The sequence below is a fragment of the Epilithonimonas lactis genome, assembly GCF_900110605.1.
Classification (GTDB): Bacteria; Bacteroidota; Bacteroidia; order Flavobacteriales; family Weeksellaceae; genus Epilithonimonas; species Epilithonimonas lactis.
This window is the reverse complement of the sequence record NZ_FOFI01000002.1, coordinates 636244-652948: the sequence shown is the minus strand read 5'-3', so window position 1 is coordinate 652948 and position 16705 is coordinate 636244. Positions and strand designations below refer to the sequence as shown.

At 37.7% G+C, this 16705-nt stretch carries 17 protein-coding genes; 10 read left to right on the top strand and 7 right to left on the bottom strand.

What is annotated here, in order from left to right:
- Positions 1-60: 60 nt before the first annotated feature.
- A complete protein-coding gene (locus BMW39_RS08250) occupies positions 61-2583 on the top strand; it encodes an ATP-dependent Clp protease ATP-binding subunit (protein WP_034973731.1) in 2523 nt (840 codons plus the stop codon).
- A gap of 50 nt (positions 2584-2633) precedes the next feature.
- Entirely contained in the window at positions 2634-3218 is a 585-nt protein-coding gene (locus BMW39_RS08245) for a Crp/Fnr family transcriptional regulator (RefSeq protein ID WP_034973730.1), read from the top strand.
- A gap of 113 nt (positions 3219-3331) precedes the next feature.
- Here BMW39_RS08245 and BMW39_RS08240 read toward each other — a convergent pair whose 3' ends face one another.
- A complete protein-coding gene (locus tag BMW39_RS08240; RefSeq protein ID WP_034973728.1) occupies positions 3332-3856 on the bottom strand; it encodes a hypothetical protein in 525 nt (174 codons plus the stop codon).
- A 264-nt stretch (positions 3857-4120) separates the two neighbouring features.
- On the opposite strand from BMW39_RS08240, the gene mnmA reads away from it, so the two are divergent.
- Positions 4121-5308 carry a tRNA 2-thiouridine(34) synthase MnmA gene (mnmA, locus tag BMW39_RS08235; RefSeq protein WP_034973726.1) on the top strand — a complete coding sequence of 396 codons (1188 nt, stop codon included), beginning with the start codon at positions 4121-4123 and terminating at the stop codon, positions 5306-5308.
- Between the two features lie 193 nt (positions 5309-5501).
- Positions 5502-5894 carry a hypothetical protein gene (locus BMW39_RS08230; RefSeq protein ID WP_034973724.1) on the top strand — a complete coding sequence of 131 codons (393 nt, stop codon included), beginning with the start codon at positions 5502-5504 and terminating at the stop codon, positions 5892-5894.
- Between the two features lie 55 nt (positions 5895-5949).
- Here the strand turns inward: BMW39_RS08230 and BMW39_RS08225 are convergent, their stop codons facing one another.
- From BMW39_RS08225 to BMW39_RS08210, 4 genes are read right to left on the bottom strand one after another with little or no spacing between them, the layout of a single operon-like run.
- The gene (locus tag BMW39_RS08225; RefSeq protein ID WP_083391909.1) at positions 5950-6696 is read right to left on the bottom strand and encodes a LytR/AlgR family response regulator transcription factor; all 747 of its coding nucleotides are present in this window, start codon (positions 6694-6696) and stop codon (positions 5950-5952) included.
- A gap of 38 nt (positions 6697-6734) precedes the next feature.
- A complete protein-coding gene (locus BMW39_RS08220; RefSeq protein ID WP_034973722.1) occupies positions 6735-7037 on the bottom strand; it encodes a 2TM domain-containing protein in 303 nt (100 codons plus the stop codon).
- Entirely contained in the window at positions 7018-7323 is a 306-nt protein-coding gene (locus tag BMW39_RS08215; RefSeq protein WP_034973720.1) for a 2TM domain-containing protein, read from the bottom strand. The genes BMW39_RS08220 and BMW39_RS08215 overlap by 20 nt, the downstream gene beginning before the upstream one ends.
- A gap of 17 nt (positions 7324-7340) precedes the next feature.
- Positions 7341-8660 (bottom strand): 2TM domain-containing protein, encoded by a 1320-nt coding sequence (locus BMW39_RS08210; RefSeq protein WP_034973717.1) that lies wholly within the window; start codon positions 8658-8660, stop codon positions 7341-7343.
- A gap of 189 nt (positions 8661-8849) precedes the next feature.
- On the opposite strand from BMW39_RS08210, the gene BMW39_RS08205 reads away from it, so the two are divergent.
- From BMW39_RS08205 to menD, 3 genes are all read left to right on the top strand, one after another.
- Positions 8850-9047 (top strand): hypothetical protein, encoded by a 198-nt coding sequence (locus BMW39_RS08205; protein ID WP_131474280.1) that lies wholly within the window; start codon positions 8850-8852, stop codon positions 9045-9047.
- 345 nt (positions 9048-9392) lie between these two features.
- Positions 9393-10433 carry a PA0069 family radical SAM protein gene (locus BMW39_RS08200; RefSeq protein WP_034973714.1) on the top strand — a complete coding sequence of 347 codons (1041 nt, stop codon included), beginning with the start codon at positions 9393-9395 and terminating at the stop codon, positions 10431-10433.
- Between the two features lie 61 nt (positions 10434-10494).
- On the top strand, positions 10495-12159 hold the full coding sequence (menD, locus tag BMW39_RS08195; RefSeq protein ID WP_034973712.1) for a 2-succinyl-5-enolpyruvyl-6-hydroxy-3-cyclohexene-1-carboxylic-acid synthase: 1665 nt from the start codon (positions 10495-10497) through the stop codon (positions 12157-12159).
- A 119-nt stretch (positions 12160-12278) separates the two neighbouring features.
- Here the strand turns inward: menD and BMW39_RS08190 are convergent, their stop codons facing one another.
- Entirely contained in the window at positions 12279-12905 is a 627-nt protein-coding gene (locus BMW39_RS08190; protein ID WP_034973710.1) for an aminotransferase class IV, read from the bottom strand.
- Positions 12889-13833: an aminodeoxychorismate synthase component I gene (locus BMW39_RS08185; protein ID WP_375600487.1), complete on the bottom strand. Its 945-nt coding sequence runs from the start codon at positions 13831-13833 to the stop codon at positions 12889-12891. Before BMW39_RS08185 ends, BMW39_RS08190 begins: the two co-directional genes overlap by 17 nt.
- Before the next feature lie 238 nt (positions 13834-14071).
- Here BMW39_RS08185 and BMW39_RS08180 point away from each other — a divergent pair, with 238 nt between their 5' ends.
- The 3 genes from BMW39_RS08180 to BMW39_RS08170 all read left to right on the top strand — a co-directional run bounded on the left by BMW39_RS08180 (position 14072) and on the right by BMW39_RS08170 (position 16705).
- Positions 14072-14779 (top strand): hypothetical protein, encoded by a 708-nt coding sequence (locus BMW39_RS08180; protein ID WP_034973705.1) that lies wholly within the window; start codon positions 14072-14074, stop codon positions 14777-14779.
- A 70-nt stretch (positions 14780-14849) separates the two neighbouring features.
- On the top strand, positions 14850-15599 hold the full coding sequence (locus BMW39_RS08175) for a hypothetical protein (protein WP_034973703.1): 750 nt from the start codon (positions 14850-14852) through the stop codon (positions 15597-15599).
- Positions 15600-15613: 14 nt separating this feature from the next.
- Entirely contained in the window at positions 15614-16705 is a 1092-nt protein-coding gene (locus tag BMW39_RS08170; protein ID WP_034973701.1) for an AI-2E family transporter, read from the top strand.

Sequence of the window (16705 nt, the reverse complement as noted above, 5' to 3'; positions counted from 1 at the left end):
TACAATAATTAATTGTAGGATTTATCATAAAAAACATAACTTAGTGTATAATTTTTAATTATGGATTATAAATTTTCAGACGGTTTGAACCGCGTGTTCAAGCAAAGCAAAAATGAAGCAAGGCGTTTGCAGAGTGAATTTCTGAATACTGAACATTTCCTTTTAGGAATCATCAAAACTGAAAATTCTGCAAAGGAGATCCTCGAAAGTCTAAGCGCAGATCTTACCCAGATAAAGAGAAAAATAGAAACCCTGAGCTCTGTAAACTCAAACCCGTTTACAGCGAATATGGGAAGCATTTCTTTTACAAAAATGGCAGATCAGGCCGTGAAAAGATCTGAGCTGGAATGTCGCCAATATCAATCTTCTGACATCAATACGGTGCATCTTTTATTAGGTGTTCTGTACAAACAGGAAGATCCAACGGCAAATATTCTTCAAGCTTACGATATCGATTATGACGCTGTGCAAAAAGCATACAGAACGATGTTGAAAAACACCGATCAGTTGCCACAAAACAGTGCGTATGATGATGACGAAGAGAAAGAAGAACCTTACAGCCAAATGAAAAAGCCGACGGGAAATCTTGGCGCTCAAAAAAGTAAAACCCCAACTTTGGACAACTTCGGTCGTGATTTAACTTCTCTCGCAAGAGATGGAAAACTGGATCCGGTCATCGGTCGTGAAAAAGAAATTGAAAGGGTTTCTCAGATCTTATCAAGAAGAAAGAAAAACAATCCGCTTTTGATCGGTGAGCCAGGTGTTGGTAAATCGGCGATTGCAGAAGGTTTGGCTTTGAGAATTCAGCAGAAAAAAGTTTCTCGCGTTCTTTATGGAAAGAGAGTCATTACCCTTGATCTTGCGAGTTTAGTTGCTGGAACCAAATATCGTGGACAATTCGAAGAGAGAATGAAAGCGATCATGACAGAATTGGAGAAAAACCGCGATGTCATCCTTTTCATCGATGAGTTGCACACGATCGTTGGCGCTGGAAGTTCTACTGGAAGTTTAGATGCTTCCAATATGTTCAAACCAGCTTTGGCAAGAGGTGAGATCCAATGTATTGGTGCTACAACGCTTGATGAGTACAGACAATATATCGAGAAAGATGGAGCTTTGGAACGTCGTTTTCAAAAAGTAATGGTAGAGCCAACTACGGTTGATGAAACGATTCAAATCCTTCATCAGATCAAAGATAAATACGAAGACCATCACAATGTTCATTACACAGATGAAGCCATCCAGGCTTGTGTGAATTTGACAGCGAGATATATCACAGACAGATTCCTTCCGGACAAAGCAATTGATGCGATGGACGAAGCCGGATCTAGAGTCTATATCAAAAATATGAAAGTTCCTTCCGAGATCATCGAGCACGAAACGCGCATTGAAGAAGTGAAGGAATTGAAACAACAAGCGGTGAAAGCCCAAGATTATCTTGAAGCAAGAAAACTGAAAGACGAGGAAGAAAGACTTCAAATCGAATTAAATCTTGCTCAGGAACAGTGGGACAAAGACGTCAAAGAGAAAAAAGAAGAAGTGACCGAAGAAAGTGTTGCGGAAGTGGTCTCTATGATGAGTGGCGTTCCTGTAACGAAAGTTGGTAAAAATGAGCTTGATAAATTGGCTCAAATGGATGATAAACTTAATGGAAAAGTTATCGGTCAGGAAGACGCTGTGAAGAAAGTGGTGAAAGCCATCCAGAGAAACAGAGCTGGTCTTAAAGACCCGAACAGACCAATTGGAACATTTATTTTCCTTGGAACAACTGGTGTTGGTAAAACCGAATTGGCCAAAGTAATGGCTCGTGAATTATTCGACTCAGACGAAGCTTTGATCAGGATCGATATGAGTGAGTATATGGAGAAATTCGCGGTTTCCAGATTGGTTGGAGCGCCTCCAGGATACGTTGGATACGAAGAAGGCGGACAATTGACGGAAGCTGTGCGAAGAAAACCTTACGCAGTCGTTCTTCTTGATGAGATCGAGAAAGCACATCCAGATGTGTTCAATATTTTGTTGCAAATTTTGGACGAAGGTTTTGTAACCGATTCATTAGGTAGAAAAATTGATTTTAGAAATACAATCATTATTCTGACTTCGAATATCGGAACCAGAGACCTGAAAGACTTCGGAGATGGTGTAGGATTCGGAACCAATGCAAAGAAAACCAATACCGATGCAAGAGCGAGGTCTACAATTGAGAACGCTTTGAAGAAAGCATTTGCGCCGGAATTCCTGAACAGAATTGATGACATTATTATCTTCAACTCTCTTGAGCAGAAAGATATTAAGAGAATCATCGATTTGGAATTGTCCAAATTGTATGGCAGATTGGAAAAATTAGGCTACAGAATCGAATTGACGGAAGAAGCGAAAGATTTCATCTCAGAAAAAGGATGGGACAAAGATTTTGGAGCGAGACCTCTGAAACGTGCAATCCAGAAATACATCGAAGACTTGTTGGCGGAAATGCTTGTCAACAAACAATTTGGTGAAGGTGAAACAGTTGTCCTGAAAGTCAACGAAGCCAAAGATGGTTTGGAAGGCGAAAATGTGAAAGAAGAGCAAATCGTAAAGTAAATCATTTCAAAACTATATAGACCACCTTTGCGGGTGGTCTTTTTTATATTATGGAAGAATCTTCAAAAGAATATTTGTTACAAAACATTCCAGGAATTACGAAAGAAGACGTGGAAATCCTTACGCCTTACACCACGCTGAGAACCTTCAAATCTGGGGAAATCTACATCAGGCCAGGAGATAACAATCGCAAGGTCTATTTCATCAAAAGTGGAATTGTACGTGTTTATCACTTGGAAGCCAACGGTGCGGAAAAGACCATCCTTTTTCACAACAAGAAGAGTTTTTTCGGTAATTATGATGGAATTATCTACAATCAGCCTTCGAGATATTTCTACCAATCCATTGGCGAGACCGAACTATTTGAATTGACCTATGATGCGATTCACCTTGGTTCTCAAAAAAGTCTGACCATCAACAATTTGCGGGCCAATATGTTCTTGCAAATGATTGGAATCCTCTTACAAAACATCGAAGATTTTGTACTCCTGAATCCCGAAGAACGATATCAGAAACATCTGGAAGCCAACGCAAAAGTTCTGCAGAAAGTGCCTTCAAAATATATTGCATCACTACTGGGAATCACGCCGGTATCACTTAGTAGAATTAAAAAGAGACTTTTGAAGGGAAATTAACAAAGGTTAATTTTTGTTTCGAATATTCATTCTACCTTTGCAGTTCCTAATAAGGTCCTCTAAAAAAATCTATCCAAACACGAATGATGATAAATAGGAGGACTTTATTTTTTTTATAAGCCTACCACAAATCCCACACTTGGGATAAATCCGGAACTGAAAATACTACTTCTCTCCTTCCACAACACATTGTACATCAATCCAAATTGTGCAAATGCATTATTTCCCAACGGCTGCATATAGCCGCCGCCTAGATAAAGTGCCGTTTCATCTTTATCAAATTTATAACCTGTGAATTTTTCTTGTGAATTAATGAAATATTGCTGAAGATTGGCACCTACAAAGAAAGAACGGGCAAAATAATAATTCATAAAAGGACCAACGCCAAACATTGTCGATTTGTAAAAATCTGAAGTCTGCCAGGAAACATTTCCGATAACGCCGCCTTCCAATTGGTCTGTGATTTTGTAACCGACTCTGGGAGAAACCTGCAGATTGAAATAACTATCACTTCCGAAACCAACGCCTAATCCACCACCGAAAGTCCAGCGATTGGCCGGCGTTTCTGGACTGATTGCTATCTGGGAAAAACTTAGGAAGCTAATTAAAATTAAAGAAAGACTAAACAATTTTTTCATAATTAATGTGGTTTTTGTGTTGGCATTTTATTCAAAGGTTGAATCCCGCAGCCCGACTTGAACGGAAATCCTTTTTTGCTATGGGAAAAGCCTGGGCAAAAAAGATTGGGAGTGGAAGGCGGAAATAGCTGCCCAAATAATTGATTTTTGTAATATCGTTTTTATCAATCCTTAAAATTATGGTTTTTTCGCGAAAGTTTTAATTGTATTTTTGCAATCTCAAACTAAGAACTCCCGTCAAGAGTTTCGTAAAATTGAAATCAAATGAAAATAGTAGTTGGCCTCTCCGGAGGCGTAGATTCTAGCGTGACCGCTTATCTTTTGCAGCAACAAGGTCACGAGGTCATCGCACTTTTTATGCGAAACTGGAACGATGCATCGGTGACATTGGAAGATGAATGCCCTTGGATTGAAGATAGTAATGATGCGCTTCTCGTCGCACAAAAATTAGGAATTCCTTATCAGGTCATCGATATGAGCGAGCTCTACAAGGAGCGAATCGTGGATTATATGTTTGACGAATATCAGAAAGGACGAACGCCAAATCCCGATGTGCTTTGCAACCGCGAAGTGAAATTCGATGTTTTTATGAAAACAGCTTTATCGCTTGGTGCTGAGAAAGTTGCGACCGGACATTATGCGCGCGTGACTTCGACTTTTGATGAAAATGGAAAGGAGATTTTTCACTTGCTTGCAGGGAAAGATACTAACAAAGACCAAAGTTATTTCCTTTGCCAATTGAGCCAAGACCAATTGTCGAAAGCGTTGTTCCCAATCGGAGAATTGACTAAGCCTGAAGTAAGGGAAATCGCTAAGGAAATTGGATTGGTAACCGCGGATAAGAAAGATTCTCAGGGCCTTTGTTTCATTGGGAAAGTGAGTTTGCCGACTTTTCTTCAACAACAACTCGTTCCGAAAGAAGGTGAAATTGTTGAGATTTTCAATGACTTTGCTGAATTCCATAAAGAGACTCCAACTTTTAATTCAAAATTAGAGGAGCTGGAATATCTGTCGGCGAAAATCAATTATAAAAAAGAGGACGGAAAAGTGATTGGCAAGCATCAAGGTGCGCAGTTTTTCACGATTGGGCAAAGCAAAGGTTTGGGAATTGGTGGTCACAAGGAATCTTGTTTCATTATCCAGCGAGAGATGGAAAACAACATCATCTTCGTAGGTGAAGGGAAAAATTTCCCCGGACTTTTCCGAAAAGCTTTGAAAATTGAAAATGCCGAATTACATTGGGTCCGCGAAGATTTGAGATTGAAAAATGGAGAATCTATGGACGTATTGGCTAGAATCAGATACCGTCAAACTTTGGAGAAAGTCACGATTCATCAATTCGAAAATGGATTCTATATGGAATTTGAAAATCCTCAATCGGCGATTGCAGAAGGGCAATTTGCGGCTTGGTACATCGATGATGAACTGATTGGAAGCGGCGTGATTTCTTAGAAATAAATTGAAATTAAATAATTGAACAGGCTTTGCGGAATTTTCGTGAAGCCTGTTTTGTCTAGACAATGTTTACGTTCGTCGATACAAAACCGAGTTTTGTCTATGACCGCTAAACTACGATGAATAAAGGAATGCTAATTGTTCAATATCACTCAACAAAAACATTTTTTAACACGTAAAATTATTTATTATGAAAAAGTTATTAGTAGTTGCAGGTTTATTTGTAGCATTAACGATAAACGCACAAGAGAGACAAGACAGAGGTCAAAGACCAACAGCAGAACAGCGAATGAAAGAGTTTGATAACTACAATCTAACGCCTGCACAGAAACAAAAAATACAGGCGCTTTACAAAGACAGGGAAGCGAAGTTTGCAAAAAACAGACCTCAGGGCGAAAAAGGCCAAAGAATGCACGATTCTAAAATGAAAGCGAATTTTGAAAAAAACAGAAAAGATTTTGACGAAAAAGTTCAGAAAATCCTATCAAAAGACCAGTTTGCAAAGTTCCAGGCGAATCGCAAAGAACATCAGAAAGGTGGTTTTAGAACTGACGGACAAAGACCGGAACGCAAGAAAGCTTAGTTACAATCAAATTTAAATAGTAAAACCTTCAGAAAATCTGGAGGTTTTTTTTATTCTAATTTCCAGCCAACCAATCTTTAAAATCCTTCACTCTATCACGACTTACCGTAATTTCTTCCTCCGGCTGGATTTCCAAATCAACTTTGTAATTAGGCGAAGTGTGAATGTTTTTGATGTAATCTGAGCTGATGATGAATTGTCTGTTGACACGGAAAAACTTGGAAGTCTCTAGGACATTTTCAAGTTCGTCCAAAGTGAAATCTGTCGGAAAATTTCGTTCTTTGGTTTGAAGATAAACGATTTTGTTTTCGCTGTAGAAACAACTGACCTCATTGATGGAAACCACTTTCAAATTATATCCAATTTTGACCAAAATTCTAGAAAGTGTCGCCTGTTCTTTTTTAACGATTTGTCTGATTTCCTGTGAATTAACAGCGCCTTGCTCCGGCAAAAATGATTTGAATTTCTCAATTGCTTTTGCTAAATCTTCTTTCTCGATAGGTTTCAAAAGATAATCAATGCTGTTGAGTTTGAAAGCCTTCAAAGTATATTGGTCAAAAGCCGTTGTGTAAATGATAAAAGCCTTAGTAGAAACTTTATCAAAAATATCAAACGATAATCCGTCGCCGAGAACGATGTCCGAAAAAATCAATTGCGGATGTCCATTTTCCTGAAACCAACTCACGGATTCCTCCACAGAATTTAGGCTTGCAACTACTTCTAAATCAGAAAACAAACCTAATAATTTCTCAAGCCTTCTGACTGCTGGTTTTTCGTCTTCGATGATTATCGTTCTTATCATTTTTATGGTTTATTTTATTTAATTCGAAATTAGGTAAATTATTTTTCTTTGTCCATTAATTCCCTGATTTTTCGCTCTTCCCAATTTTTCCCGAGAACAAATTGAGGAACGAAAACACTCATTGCGTGTGCTAGCAAACCAATTCCCCAGAAGAACAAGGTGATGAAATTTTCATACTTAAAATAGCTTTCGCCAGGTTTTAAATCCTGATAATTAATCAACACAATCACCAGATTTACAAGAACATAAATTGTCAAATGGATGTAAAAACCTTTCAGCTTTTTCACTCTTTTCTTAGCTTCAAGGTATTTGATTTCGTTTTTATCTTTGATAATTTCCATCGTTTTGCTTTTTGAGTTCTTTATTAATCATATCATTTTCCCAATCGGAATTGAAGAAAAACAACTTAATTCCTTTGATTGCGAGAATCAATCCCCAGATGATAAAAATCCAGGAAACTTGCATCTCTCCAAGGTTTTGTGGAAATCCGTGTTTGAAAAACTTAATTCCATAAACGATTCCGAATACAATTGCAAAAACCAAGATTCCTGTATAGAATTTTTTGATTTTTCTGACTCTTTCCACGGCCACTTCGTAACGTGGATTTTGTTTATTGATGTGTTCCATTGTTATCTGTTATTATGTTATTTCTGATTGTTCATTATCTCTTGGATTTTCTTTTCTTCCCAATTTTTACCGATTGCGAAGACGTTCATCCCGTGAGCCAAAAGTCCAATTCCCCATCCAAGCATTGGCCAATAAAACCAGATTTCTCTTGGAGAAGTGATTAGGTTAAGGATTACCAAAAACGGAATGATAATGCAATATGAAATTAAATTTCCGTAGAAACCTTTCAGTTCTTTTACTCTTTTTACCGCTTTTTCGTAAGCTGCATTTTCTGTGGTTTGTGAGGTGTAAGTTGTCATTTTTTGTGAGTTTTTTTCTATTAATATTGGTATTTTGACTTTGAAGTTTTCTTCTGATTTTTCTATATAAACATTGTCTTTCGTAAGAAGTGCGTATCGCTGAACGATGTTTGCCAAGCCGATTCCAGCGCTTTCTGTAAGTAGCTCTCTGACCTGAAGATTATTTTCGATGCAGAGAAATTTTCCTTCGGTAAAGATTCTGACATTCAATGGTTTCGAGGATGTGGCGAAATTATGTTTGATGCAATTTTCTAGTAATAATTGTAACGAAAGCGGCACAACCTGTTTTTGCAAATCGTCAGGATTGATGTCTAAAGTGAAATTGACGCTATCTTCAAATCTGGTTTTCAGAAGGTTGCAGTAGATTTTTGCAAATTCTATCTCATCCTCTACTTTCACCATCTCCTTATCTTTTTGTTCCAAAACATAGCGATAGATTTTCGACATCGATGTGGTGAACTTCTGCGCCTGTTCCGGATTTTCATCAATCAAAGCTGTGAGAACATTCAGTGAATTGAAGAGAAAATGCGGGTCCAACTGGTTCTTCAAAGATTCGAATTGGGCATTGGCAGATTTAGCGATGAGTTTCTGTTCCACGACTTCTTTCTTCGAAGTTTTCTTCAGCTCTTCCATAAAACCTTTGGCGTGAAGGAAAGCCGAAATCATCAACGCAAAATTTATCATAAACCAAATGCTAAAAGTGTATTTTTTGGAAAAGATATCTTCTGCAGTAGCCACTTTTTGGATGACCACATAGTTTAAATAAGTACACAAATAAACCATAATGAAGTTGACAATCAATGTTGCTATGATTCCTGTAATGGTTCTAAGCCTGGTCTGGTCTGCCCACGATAGTTTTTTATTAAGAAAATCATTCACATAACCATTACTCAACCCTAATCCAAATGCATACATTGCAGAAATCAGCAAGTTGTAGCCAAAATTTTCCAAAGTCTTTTCATTTGAGAAAAAAGTGAAGAAAAAAATGGACGAGCCAAGTGTAATCCACGAGAGCGTTATTAATGATTTCTTATTCATATTTTAATTTCTTGAGTTCAAAATTAGGACAGAAAGAAAAGTTAAGCAATTATATATGACCGAATTGTTAAAAAAACCGACTGAACTGTAAAAACTGCCGTTCAGAATCTTAAATTTTTGATAAGATTGAGCTTGGCCAATCAAAAAGGAACATCTTTTGCTTGGAAAAAAATATTAATCTTTAAGAATATGAAGAGAAACGTAGAAATCATCTTTGCCGGAATTTTCGGGACAGCAGCTGTTCTGGGCGTTTTGGTGGCGAGAAAATATTTAAGAAACAGAGTTTACAACAGCGATTATTCTGACCATCATCTATTATTCGGGAATTCCAAGAGAAGTCCTTATGCAGCGGCGGATGACGGCGTAGAGTTGGACGCATTTTTATAACACACACTATTTTAATTATACAGATTTCCGGTTCTCACGAGCCGGATTTTTTTGTGGAAAACTTTCCGGAATTTTAAGAGAGATTTTATTTTTCTAATGATAATTTTATAGTTCAAAAATTAGAGCCTGTCTAAATTTCATCAAAATTATTTCCCCGACCCTAAAGGGAGTAATTTTGATGAAATTTTCAAGGCATTTTTCCACCCTTTAGGGCTGGGGAAAAGAAAAATGCTTTGAAAATTTTATTTTTTAATCATTTTTAAACAGGCTCTTAAGCTTTCAAATTCTATTTTTTTGAATTAATGAAACTCTGACCGTAAGATTCCAAACTTAGAACCCAAAACATTGAACTCTCAAATCCCAAAAGGGCAAGGCGCTCAACGAAATGTTGTCAACAAATTTGACCGATTCACTCACGAACCGGAAGATTTTGAATTGGATTTAATCAAAACACAAGTCACAGAAGTTTTCCCGAAAAGCATCATCAACGTCATCAAAAGTCCAGACCTGATGATGGATTATTCTATGAATCCGTACCAAGGTTGCGAGCACGGCTGTTCCTACTGTTTCGCCCGACCAACTCACGAATTTTGGGGTTACAGCGCAGGCGTTGACTTCGAAAGAAAATTGATGGTTAAGAAAAATGCGCCGGAACTTTTGGAGAAAACTTTTCAGAAGAAATCTTACGTTCCGAAAACCATTATGCTTTCCGGCAACACAGATTGTTACCAGCCGATTGAAAGACAATTTGAAATTACAAGGAAATTGCTTCAGGTTTGTTTGGATTACAGACATCCGGTTTCCATCATAACCAAAAACGCTTTGGTTCTGAGAGACATTGACATTCTCGAAAAAATGGCGGAGAAAAATCTGATTTCCGTTTCGCTGAGCATTCCGACCATCAACGAAGAACTTCGACGCGTGATGGAACCACGAACTTCTACCGCAAAAAACAAACTGAAAGCCATCGAAGTTTTATCATCGAAAAACATTCCCGTGAATGTGATGATTGCGCCAGTCATTCCGGGTTTGACAAGCGACGAAAGTCTTGGCATAATGAAAGCCGTTTCCGAAGCTGGCGCGAGAAGTTGCGGTTACACTTTGGTCAGATTGAATGATACCGTTGAACCTGTTTTCATCCAATGGCTGGAAACCCATTTCCCCGACAGAAAAGACAAGGTTCTGAATCTCATCCGCTCGATGCGAGGCGGAAATCTTGGTGAGAAAAGATATTTTCAGCGTTATCAAGGTGAAGGAAATATTGCAGAGATGATTCATAAAACCTTTGAAATCGGGAAAAAGAAATTTTTTGCAAATCAGGAAAGAGCAAGTCTCACAACCGAACATTTTACGGGAAGCAGAACGCAACAATTGCGATTGTTTTAAGCGAGTTTGAAAGCTTTTGATTAAATTTGCAATCAGAATTAATTTTCAGTAAATTTCACAAATGAAGCAATATTCCGCAAAACGAAGCATCCAAATTCTCGCACATATTCTTGAGCAATACGGCATCGACAAAATCATCATTTCTCCAGGTTCTAGAAACGCGCCTTTGTCGATTCATTTTTCCGAGATTGATGCCTTTCAATGTTACAGTATTGTGGACGAAAGGTCGGCTGGATTTGTTGGTTTGGGCATTGCGAAATCCATCAAAAACCCAGTAGCAATCACTTGTACAAGTGGTTCTGCGGCGGCAAATTATTACCCTTCTGTTGTGGAAGCTTTTTATCAAAACATTCCACTTTTGATTTTGACCGCAGACAGACCTTCCGATTTTGTGGATTTGTTTGATGGCCAGACGATTAGACAAAAAAATATTTTCCAGCAACATTCCTACGGCGATTTCGAATTGTTGGAAGATGAGAAAGACGGCGCAGAAGATTACAACTTCGAAACCATCAAAAAAGCGGTTGAACTTTGCATCGAAAAAAGCGGTCCGGTTCACATCAATATTCCTTTGACAGAGCCACTTTACAACTTGGTAGATGAATTGCCGGTTTTGCCAATTGTGGAAAAAACAATTCAGAAAAAAGCTTACGAACTTCCTACAAACTTGGTTGCAGATTGGCACACTTCCAAACGAATTTTGATTCTTGCCGGAACATTGGCGCCAAATCCAGAATTGCAAGCGCAACTTTCTCAATTGGTTAAAAATCATACCGTTGTAATTTTAACGGAAATGAATTCCAATCTTCAGCACGAGAAATTTTTTGCCCACATCGACCGATATATCACAGATTTTACTGAAGAAGATTTCAGGACTTATGCGCCAGATTTATTAATTACAATCGGACAAAATGTTGTTTCAAAACGCGTAAAACAATTCCTTCGAAAAGCCAAGCCACTTCAACATTGGCACATCGATGAGTATTGGCAACCAGACACTTACTACGCCTTAACGCAAAAAATAGAAACCAAAGCTGAGATTTTCTTTTCCAAATTATTGAAATCTATTAATCTCGAGCCAAGACCGTTTTTCAATCTTTGGGACGTTTTGAAGGACAAAAAAGATGCGAAACACGAGGAGTTTTTGAACAAGGCTCCTTTCTCAGATTTCTATTTGTTCAAGCTTTTGGCCACTCAAATTCCTGAAAATTACAAGATTCATTTTTCCAATTCCTCAGCGATTCGATATGCGCAATTGTTTGATTATCAGAAGCACGACATCTACTGCAACCGAGGAACCAGCGGAATCGACGGTTGTACTTCTACCGCAATGGGATTTGCGATGATGGAAGACGAACCTACGATTTTGATTACCGGCGATTTGTCATTTTTCTATGACATCAACGGACTTTGGAACCAATATATTCCGCCTTACACGAGGATTGTAATTTTCAACAATGCTGAAGGTAACATCTTCAAAATCATTCCTGGACCAAGTGGAACCAATGCTTTGGACGAGTTTATCGCCACAAAACATAATAGAAACGCAGAATTATTGGCGAAAAACTTTGGCTTTGATTATACGAAAGTGGAAGACGAAATCACCTTGGACAGAGTTTTACCGAACTTCTTCAAACCAAATCCGAAACCAAAGATTTTGGAAGTAATGACGTCGGAGTGCAATAATGCGGATATTTTGAAGCAGTATTTTGCGGAATTGAAATAGTGTTTACCTAAAACATAATATTGTCATTCCGTAGGAAACCTAATGTAGTGGTTCGACGAAGTCAATCTCGACAGTTTAGATTCCTACGGAATGACAACTCGGTGTTTTTAATTTGATTTTTAAAACTCCAAATCCGTTTCCTCTGTCGGCAGATTGATGATTTTCTCAATCGGATATATGAACATTTCATCAAAATCATTCATTGCATTAATCAATTGAAAATGAGAATATTCTTTGATATTTTCAATCGTAATTTCCGTTTCTTTGATTTTTTTCGAGGTTAATAAACTTTGTCGCATTACGCCATTCAGAAGATAGGTTTTCGGGGTGAACCAAGTTTTATCTTTCAGGAAAAGGAGATTGGAATAGGACGTGTCTGTGATTTGATTTTCTTTGATGATGACGATTTCTTCGGCGCCACTTTTTTCTTTTAATTTTTGAAATTGCGTTCTGTCGGCTGATTTGAAGCTGTAATCAATTTCATTATCAATCACCAGTTCGAAATCATCGTGTTCCGAAATGGCGTGCGGAAGAATTTGCGTTTTGAAATTGTTTTCCAAATCATATTCAATCCGGAATTTGTAAAGTCCATCTTCATCGTGTTCCAGATTTAGGAACAAGCTTTTGATATTGATTTCGCACGCTTTTCCGAAATGGGAAAATGTCTCATTCATTCTTTTCTGATGAAGTTCTACCAAGAAGATTTTCTGGTCTTCCACTTTGATGCTTTCAATAAATCGGGACATAAATTTTGTTTTTCATTTCTTCGTATTCGCTTGTCAAGTCGCTTTGGTGGGTGATTCCGCCTCCACTTTTGAAAAAAAGCTTTCCGTTTTCCTTTTCAATAAATCGAATCATCACGCAGGAATCGAGATTTTTTCCATCAAAATAACCTGCAATTCCGGTGTAAAAACCTCGGTCATATTTCTCAGCTTCCAAGATGATTTCAAATGTTTTCGGTTTCGGAGCACCGAGAATGGAACCTGCTGGCAAGAGTTTTTGGAGAATAGAACCGATTTTGTTTTGAAACTCCGGTTTGATTTCGCCTTCGATTTCGGAACTCATTGCGAGGAGATTTTTTTGTTTTGTTTTGATGAAATCGATTCTTTGAAAATCTTTGACGCGAACATTGTTGGCCACCATACTCAAATCGTTTCTCAGCAAATCGACGACAGTATAATGTTCTGCTTTTTCCTTCGGGTCATTTTTCAGAATATTTTCTGCATCTTCAATTTCCGCATCGATTGTTCCTTTCATTGGGTGTGTAAAAATCTTGTTATCAATGATTTCGATGAACGTTTCAGGAGAAAAACAGACGAATTCATCTGGAACCAGTATTTTGTATTTGGCCTTTGAAAATTTGAAAATGTCTTCTAAAGTCAAGTTGGTTTCAATTTCCGTTTTTCGGGTGTAATTGGTGAGATAGGAATTTCCTTTTCTGAGATTTTCTTGAACTATGTTGAATCCTTGTTGATAATCTTCTAAAGTTTCTGGGAAAGATTTCCATTCGAAATTTGGAATTGTCGCGTGTTCATCATTAACGTTTGTAAGATTCGGAAAATCAATTGATAAAATATTATTTTGAATTTCGTTTTGAGTGTAAGTTCTGACTTCATCCATCAAAAAATCTATCAAGAAAAAAAAGGGTTCTTTTCTCTCTGACAACTCGTCCATTCTTTGAAACTGCGGATTTTGAAACATAAAACAAAAATAGAGAAAAGTCTTCTAATAAAAGTTGAAGGTTGTAAGAACACCGAAACCCGCAGCCCGGCCTGAGTGGAAATCCTTTTTTGCAGTGGGGAAAAGCTTTGGCAAAAAGATTGGGAACGGAGGACGGATAAAGCTGCCCAAAATAAAATCATCAATTTCGTTTGTCCTTAATTAATGGTTACTTTTGCAAAAAATTTTGATAATGACGACGCCAAAACCGGAAATCGGGAAAATACTGACAGAAGCCTATGAATACTGGATGAAAACTTTGCCATTTCAGTTTTTGTTTTGTGTGATCTACTTTTCTGTGACAATGTTTGCGGGCTCTTTTGCGTTCCGATACTATGGTCTTTTTGAAGAGATCAACAAGTTCCAAGGTTTGATTTATACGGACTACAAGGCTTTTCTGGACAAATACACTGCATTGATGCAAACGGACAATGCCGTTCTATTTTTGCAAATGATGATCATCTTAAAAGCGGTCATTTTTCCTTTGAACATTGGTTTTTTGAAAATCTATAGAAAACTGGATCTGGGAGAGAAGCCGGAAATGGGTGATCTTTTTGCGGGATTCCAGGGTCATTATTTCTTTTTGTTTGTGATCTATTCGCTGGCTTGGAGCATGATCAACAACTTCCTTTCCATCTTCACTATGATCTGGATCCCGATGATGCTGTTTGTTCCGGCGCTGATGTTCTTCAAAGGGTTTAATTATTTTCAGTCATTTCAGATGAGTGTTCAGACTTTTCAGAAGAATTTTGTTCTGATCTTCATTGCTATGATTGTTTCCATCCTGTTTTCATATTGTGGTTTTCTTATGTTTTTCTTTGGGATATTCATCACGTTTCCATTTTGGAATGCGATGATCTATGTGCTTTATAAACATCTAATTGGTGATTTTGAGGAATAATTGTTTGTGAGTTAATTCTATTCAGAAAATTTTTATGTAGATTTGATAATAACTCCAAACTTAAACTACTATGGAAAATTTTAATGAGCTGGAAACTGTTGGGAAAGTACCTAACAGAGATTCTGGAAGTGTACTATCTCACGCATTCGAGCTGTACAAAGGCATTCTGCTTTACCCGATTGTGGCAGGTGTCATCATCTTTGTTATCGTGTCTATCTTATTTTCTCTCACAGGATTGTGGGGAATCTTCATGGAAATGGGACAAAACTCCCAAGGCATGGGAAGCTACGACACAGAAGCCTATGAAGAATTGTACCGTGGTACGCCGTTTCTAAGTTTTATGGGAAGTTTTTCGCTTGTCAATATTTTGGTTTTTTCGCCATTGGTTGTAGGAACAATCTACATTGCGCATAAAAAGAATCTGAACCAACACATTGAGTTTTCTGACCTATTCATCGGTTACAGACAGAATTTTTTAAACATCGTGCTTTACGGACTCATCTTTTCGATTGCGGTCATCATTTGTACCAATCTTTGTTACGTACCTGCAGTTTTTGTGATGCCTTTCTTATTTTTGGGCTATCCATTTCTATTATTTCAGAATCTTTCTGCAATCGAAGCACTCAAAAAATCGTTTGATGTCGTGAAAAATAATTACGGTGACATTCTACTGATCAACCTGTTAGCATATCTTTGTTCTTCCTTGGGATTCCTTGCATGTTGTATTGGCATAATAGTTACTTATATGTTTTATTACTCGACAATGTACTCTGCCTATTGTGCTTACGTTGCATTGCCTAGACAACTAGAACAAAACTAAACTTATAAAAAATTATGTCAGATTTCGGCAAACCAATCGATTCTATCGTTATTAAGCAAATAGCGTTAATTCTTCTAATTTCCGTCTTGGTCTTATTGATCTGTTGGAATCTGGCATTATTTATACCTTCTCTATTAGGGGCGATCACCTTGTATATCGTCTGTAGAAAATATAACTTCTATCTGGTTGAAGAGAAAAAATGGCAACCTTGGCTTGCTTCATTAGCCTTGATGTTAGCATCACTTATCATCTTGATCTTACCTGTTTATTTCATCGTTGATATGTTGGTTGCGAAAGCTGGAAATGCGCAGATCTACATGGAGAAGTTCAATGTTTTTCTGGAGAAGATCCATCAGTTCATTTATTCTAAAGTCGGTTTTGACATTCTCAGCAAAGAGAACATTACGAAAGTTACCAATTTTGCGGGAACACTTTCCACAAAGGCCTTGAGTACAACGGTCAATACTTTTACTGTGATTGTCTCGATGTATTTTATTCTATATTTCATGTTTGTGAAAGCAAGATTATTTGAGAAAATTGTGGCGAGAGCGATGCCTTTCAAAAATACCAATACACAAATGTTGGGAGACAAATTCAACAAATTGGTTTTGGCCAATGCCATTGGAATTCCTGTTGTGGCAATAGGACAAGGTGTAGTTGCGCTCATTGGTTATTGGATCTTTGGTGCGCCAAGTGCCATCCTTCTATTCGCTTTGACCGCAGTGGCATCCATGCTTCCAGTTGTAGGTGCAGCGATTGTCTATGTTCCAGTTGGAATCTTTATGATTGCTGAAGGACAAACTGGTCCTGGCGTTGGGGTTTTGATCTATGGCCTTGTAGTGGTTGGATTGACGGATAATCTACTAAGATTTACATTACTAAAAAGATTGGAAGACATTCATCCATTGGTCACCGTTTTCGGGATCATTTTGGGGATGAATATCTTTGGATTTATGGGATTGATCTTCGGTCCAATATTGATGTCCATCACCGTTCTTCTGATCCAGGTTTACAGAGACGAATTCTCTGAAGAAGAAACAATACCAGCTTTGCAATTGCCCAATGACAAAGATGACCTTGATAACAAAATTGATTTGATCGTTTAA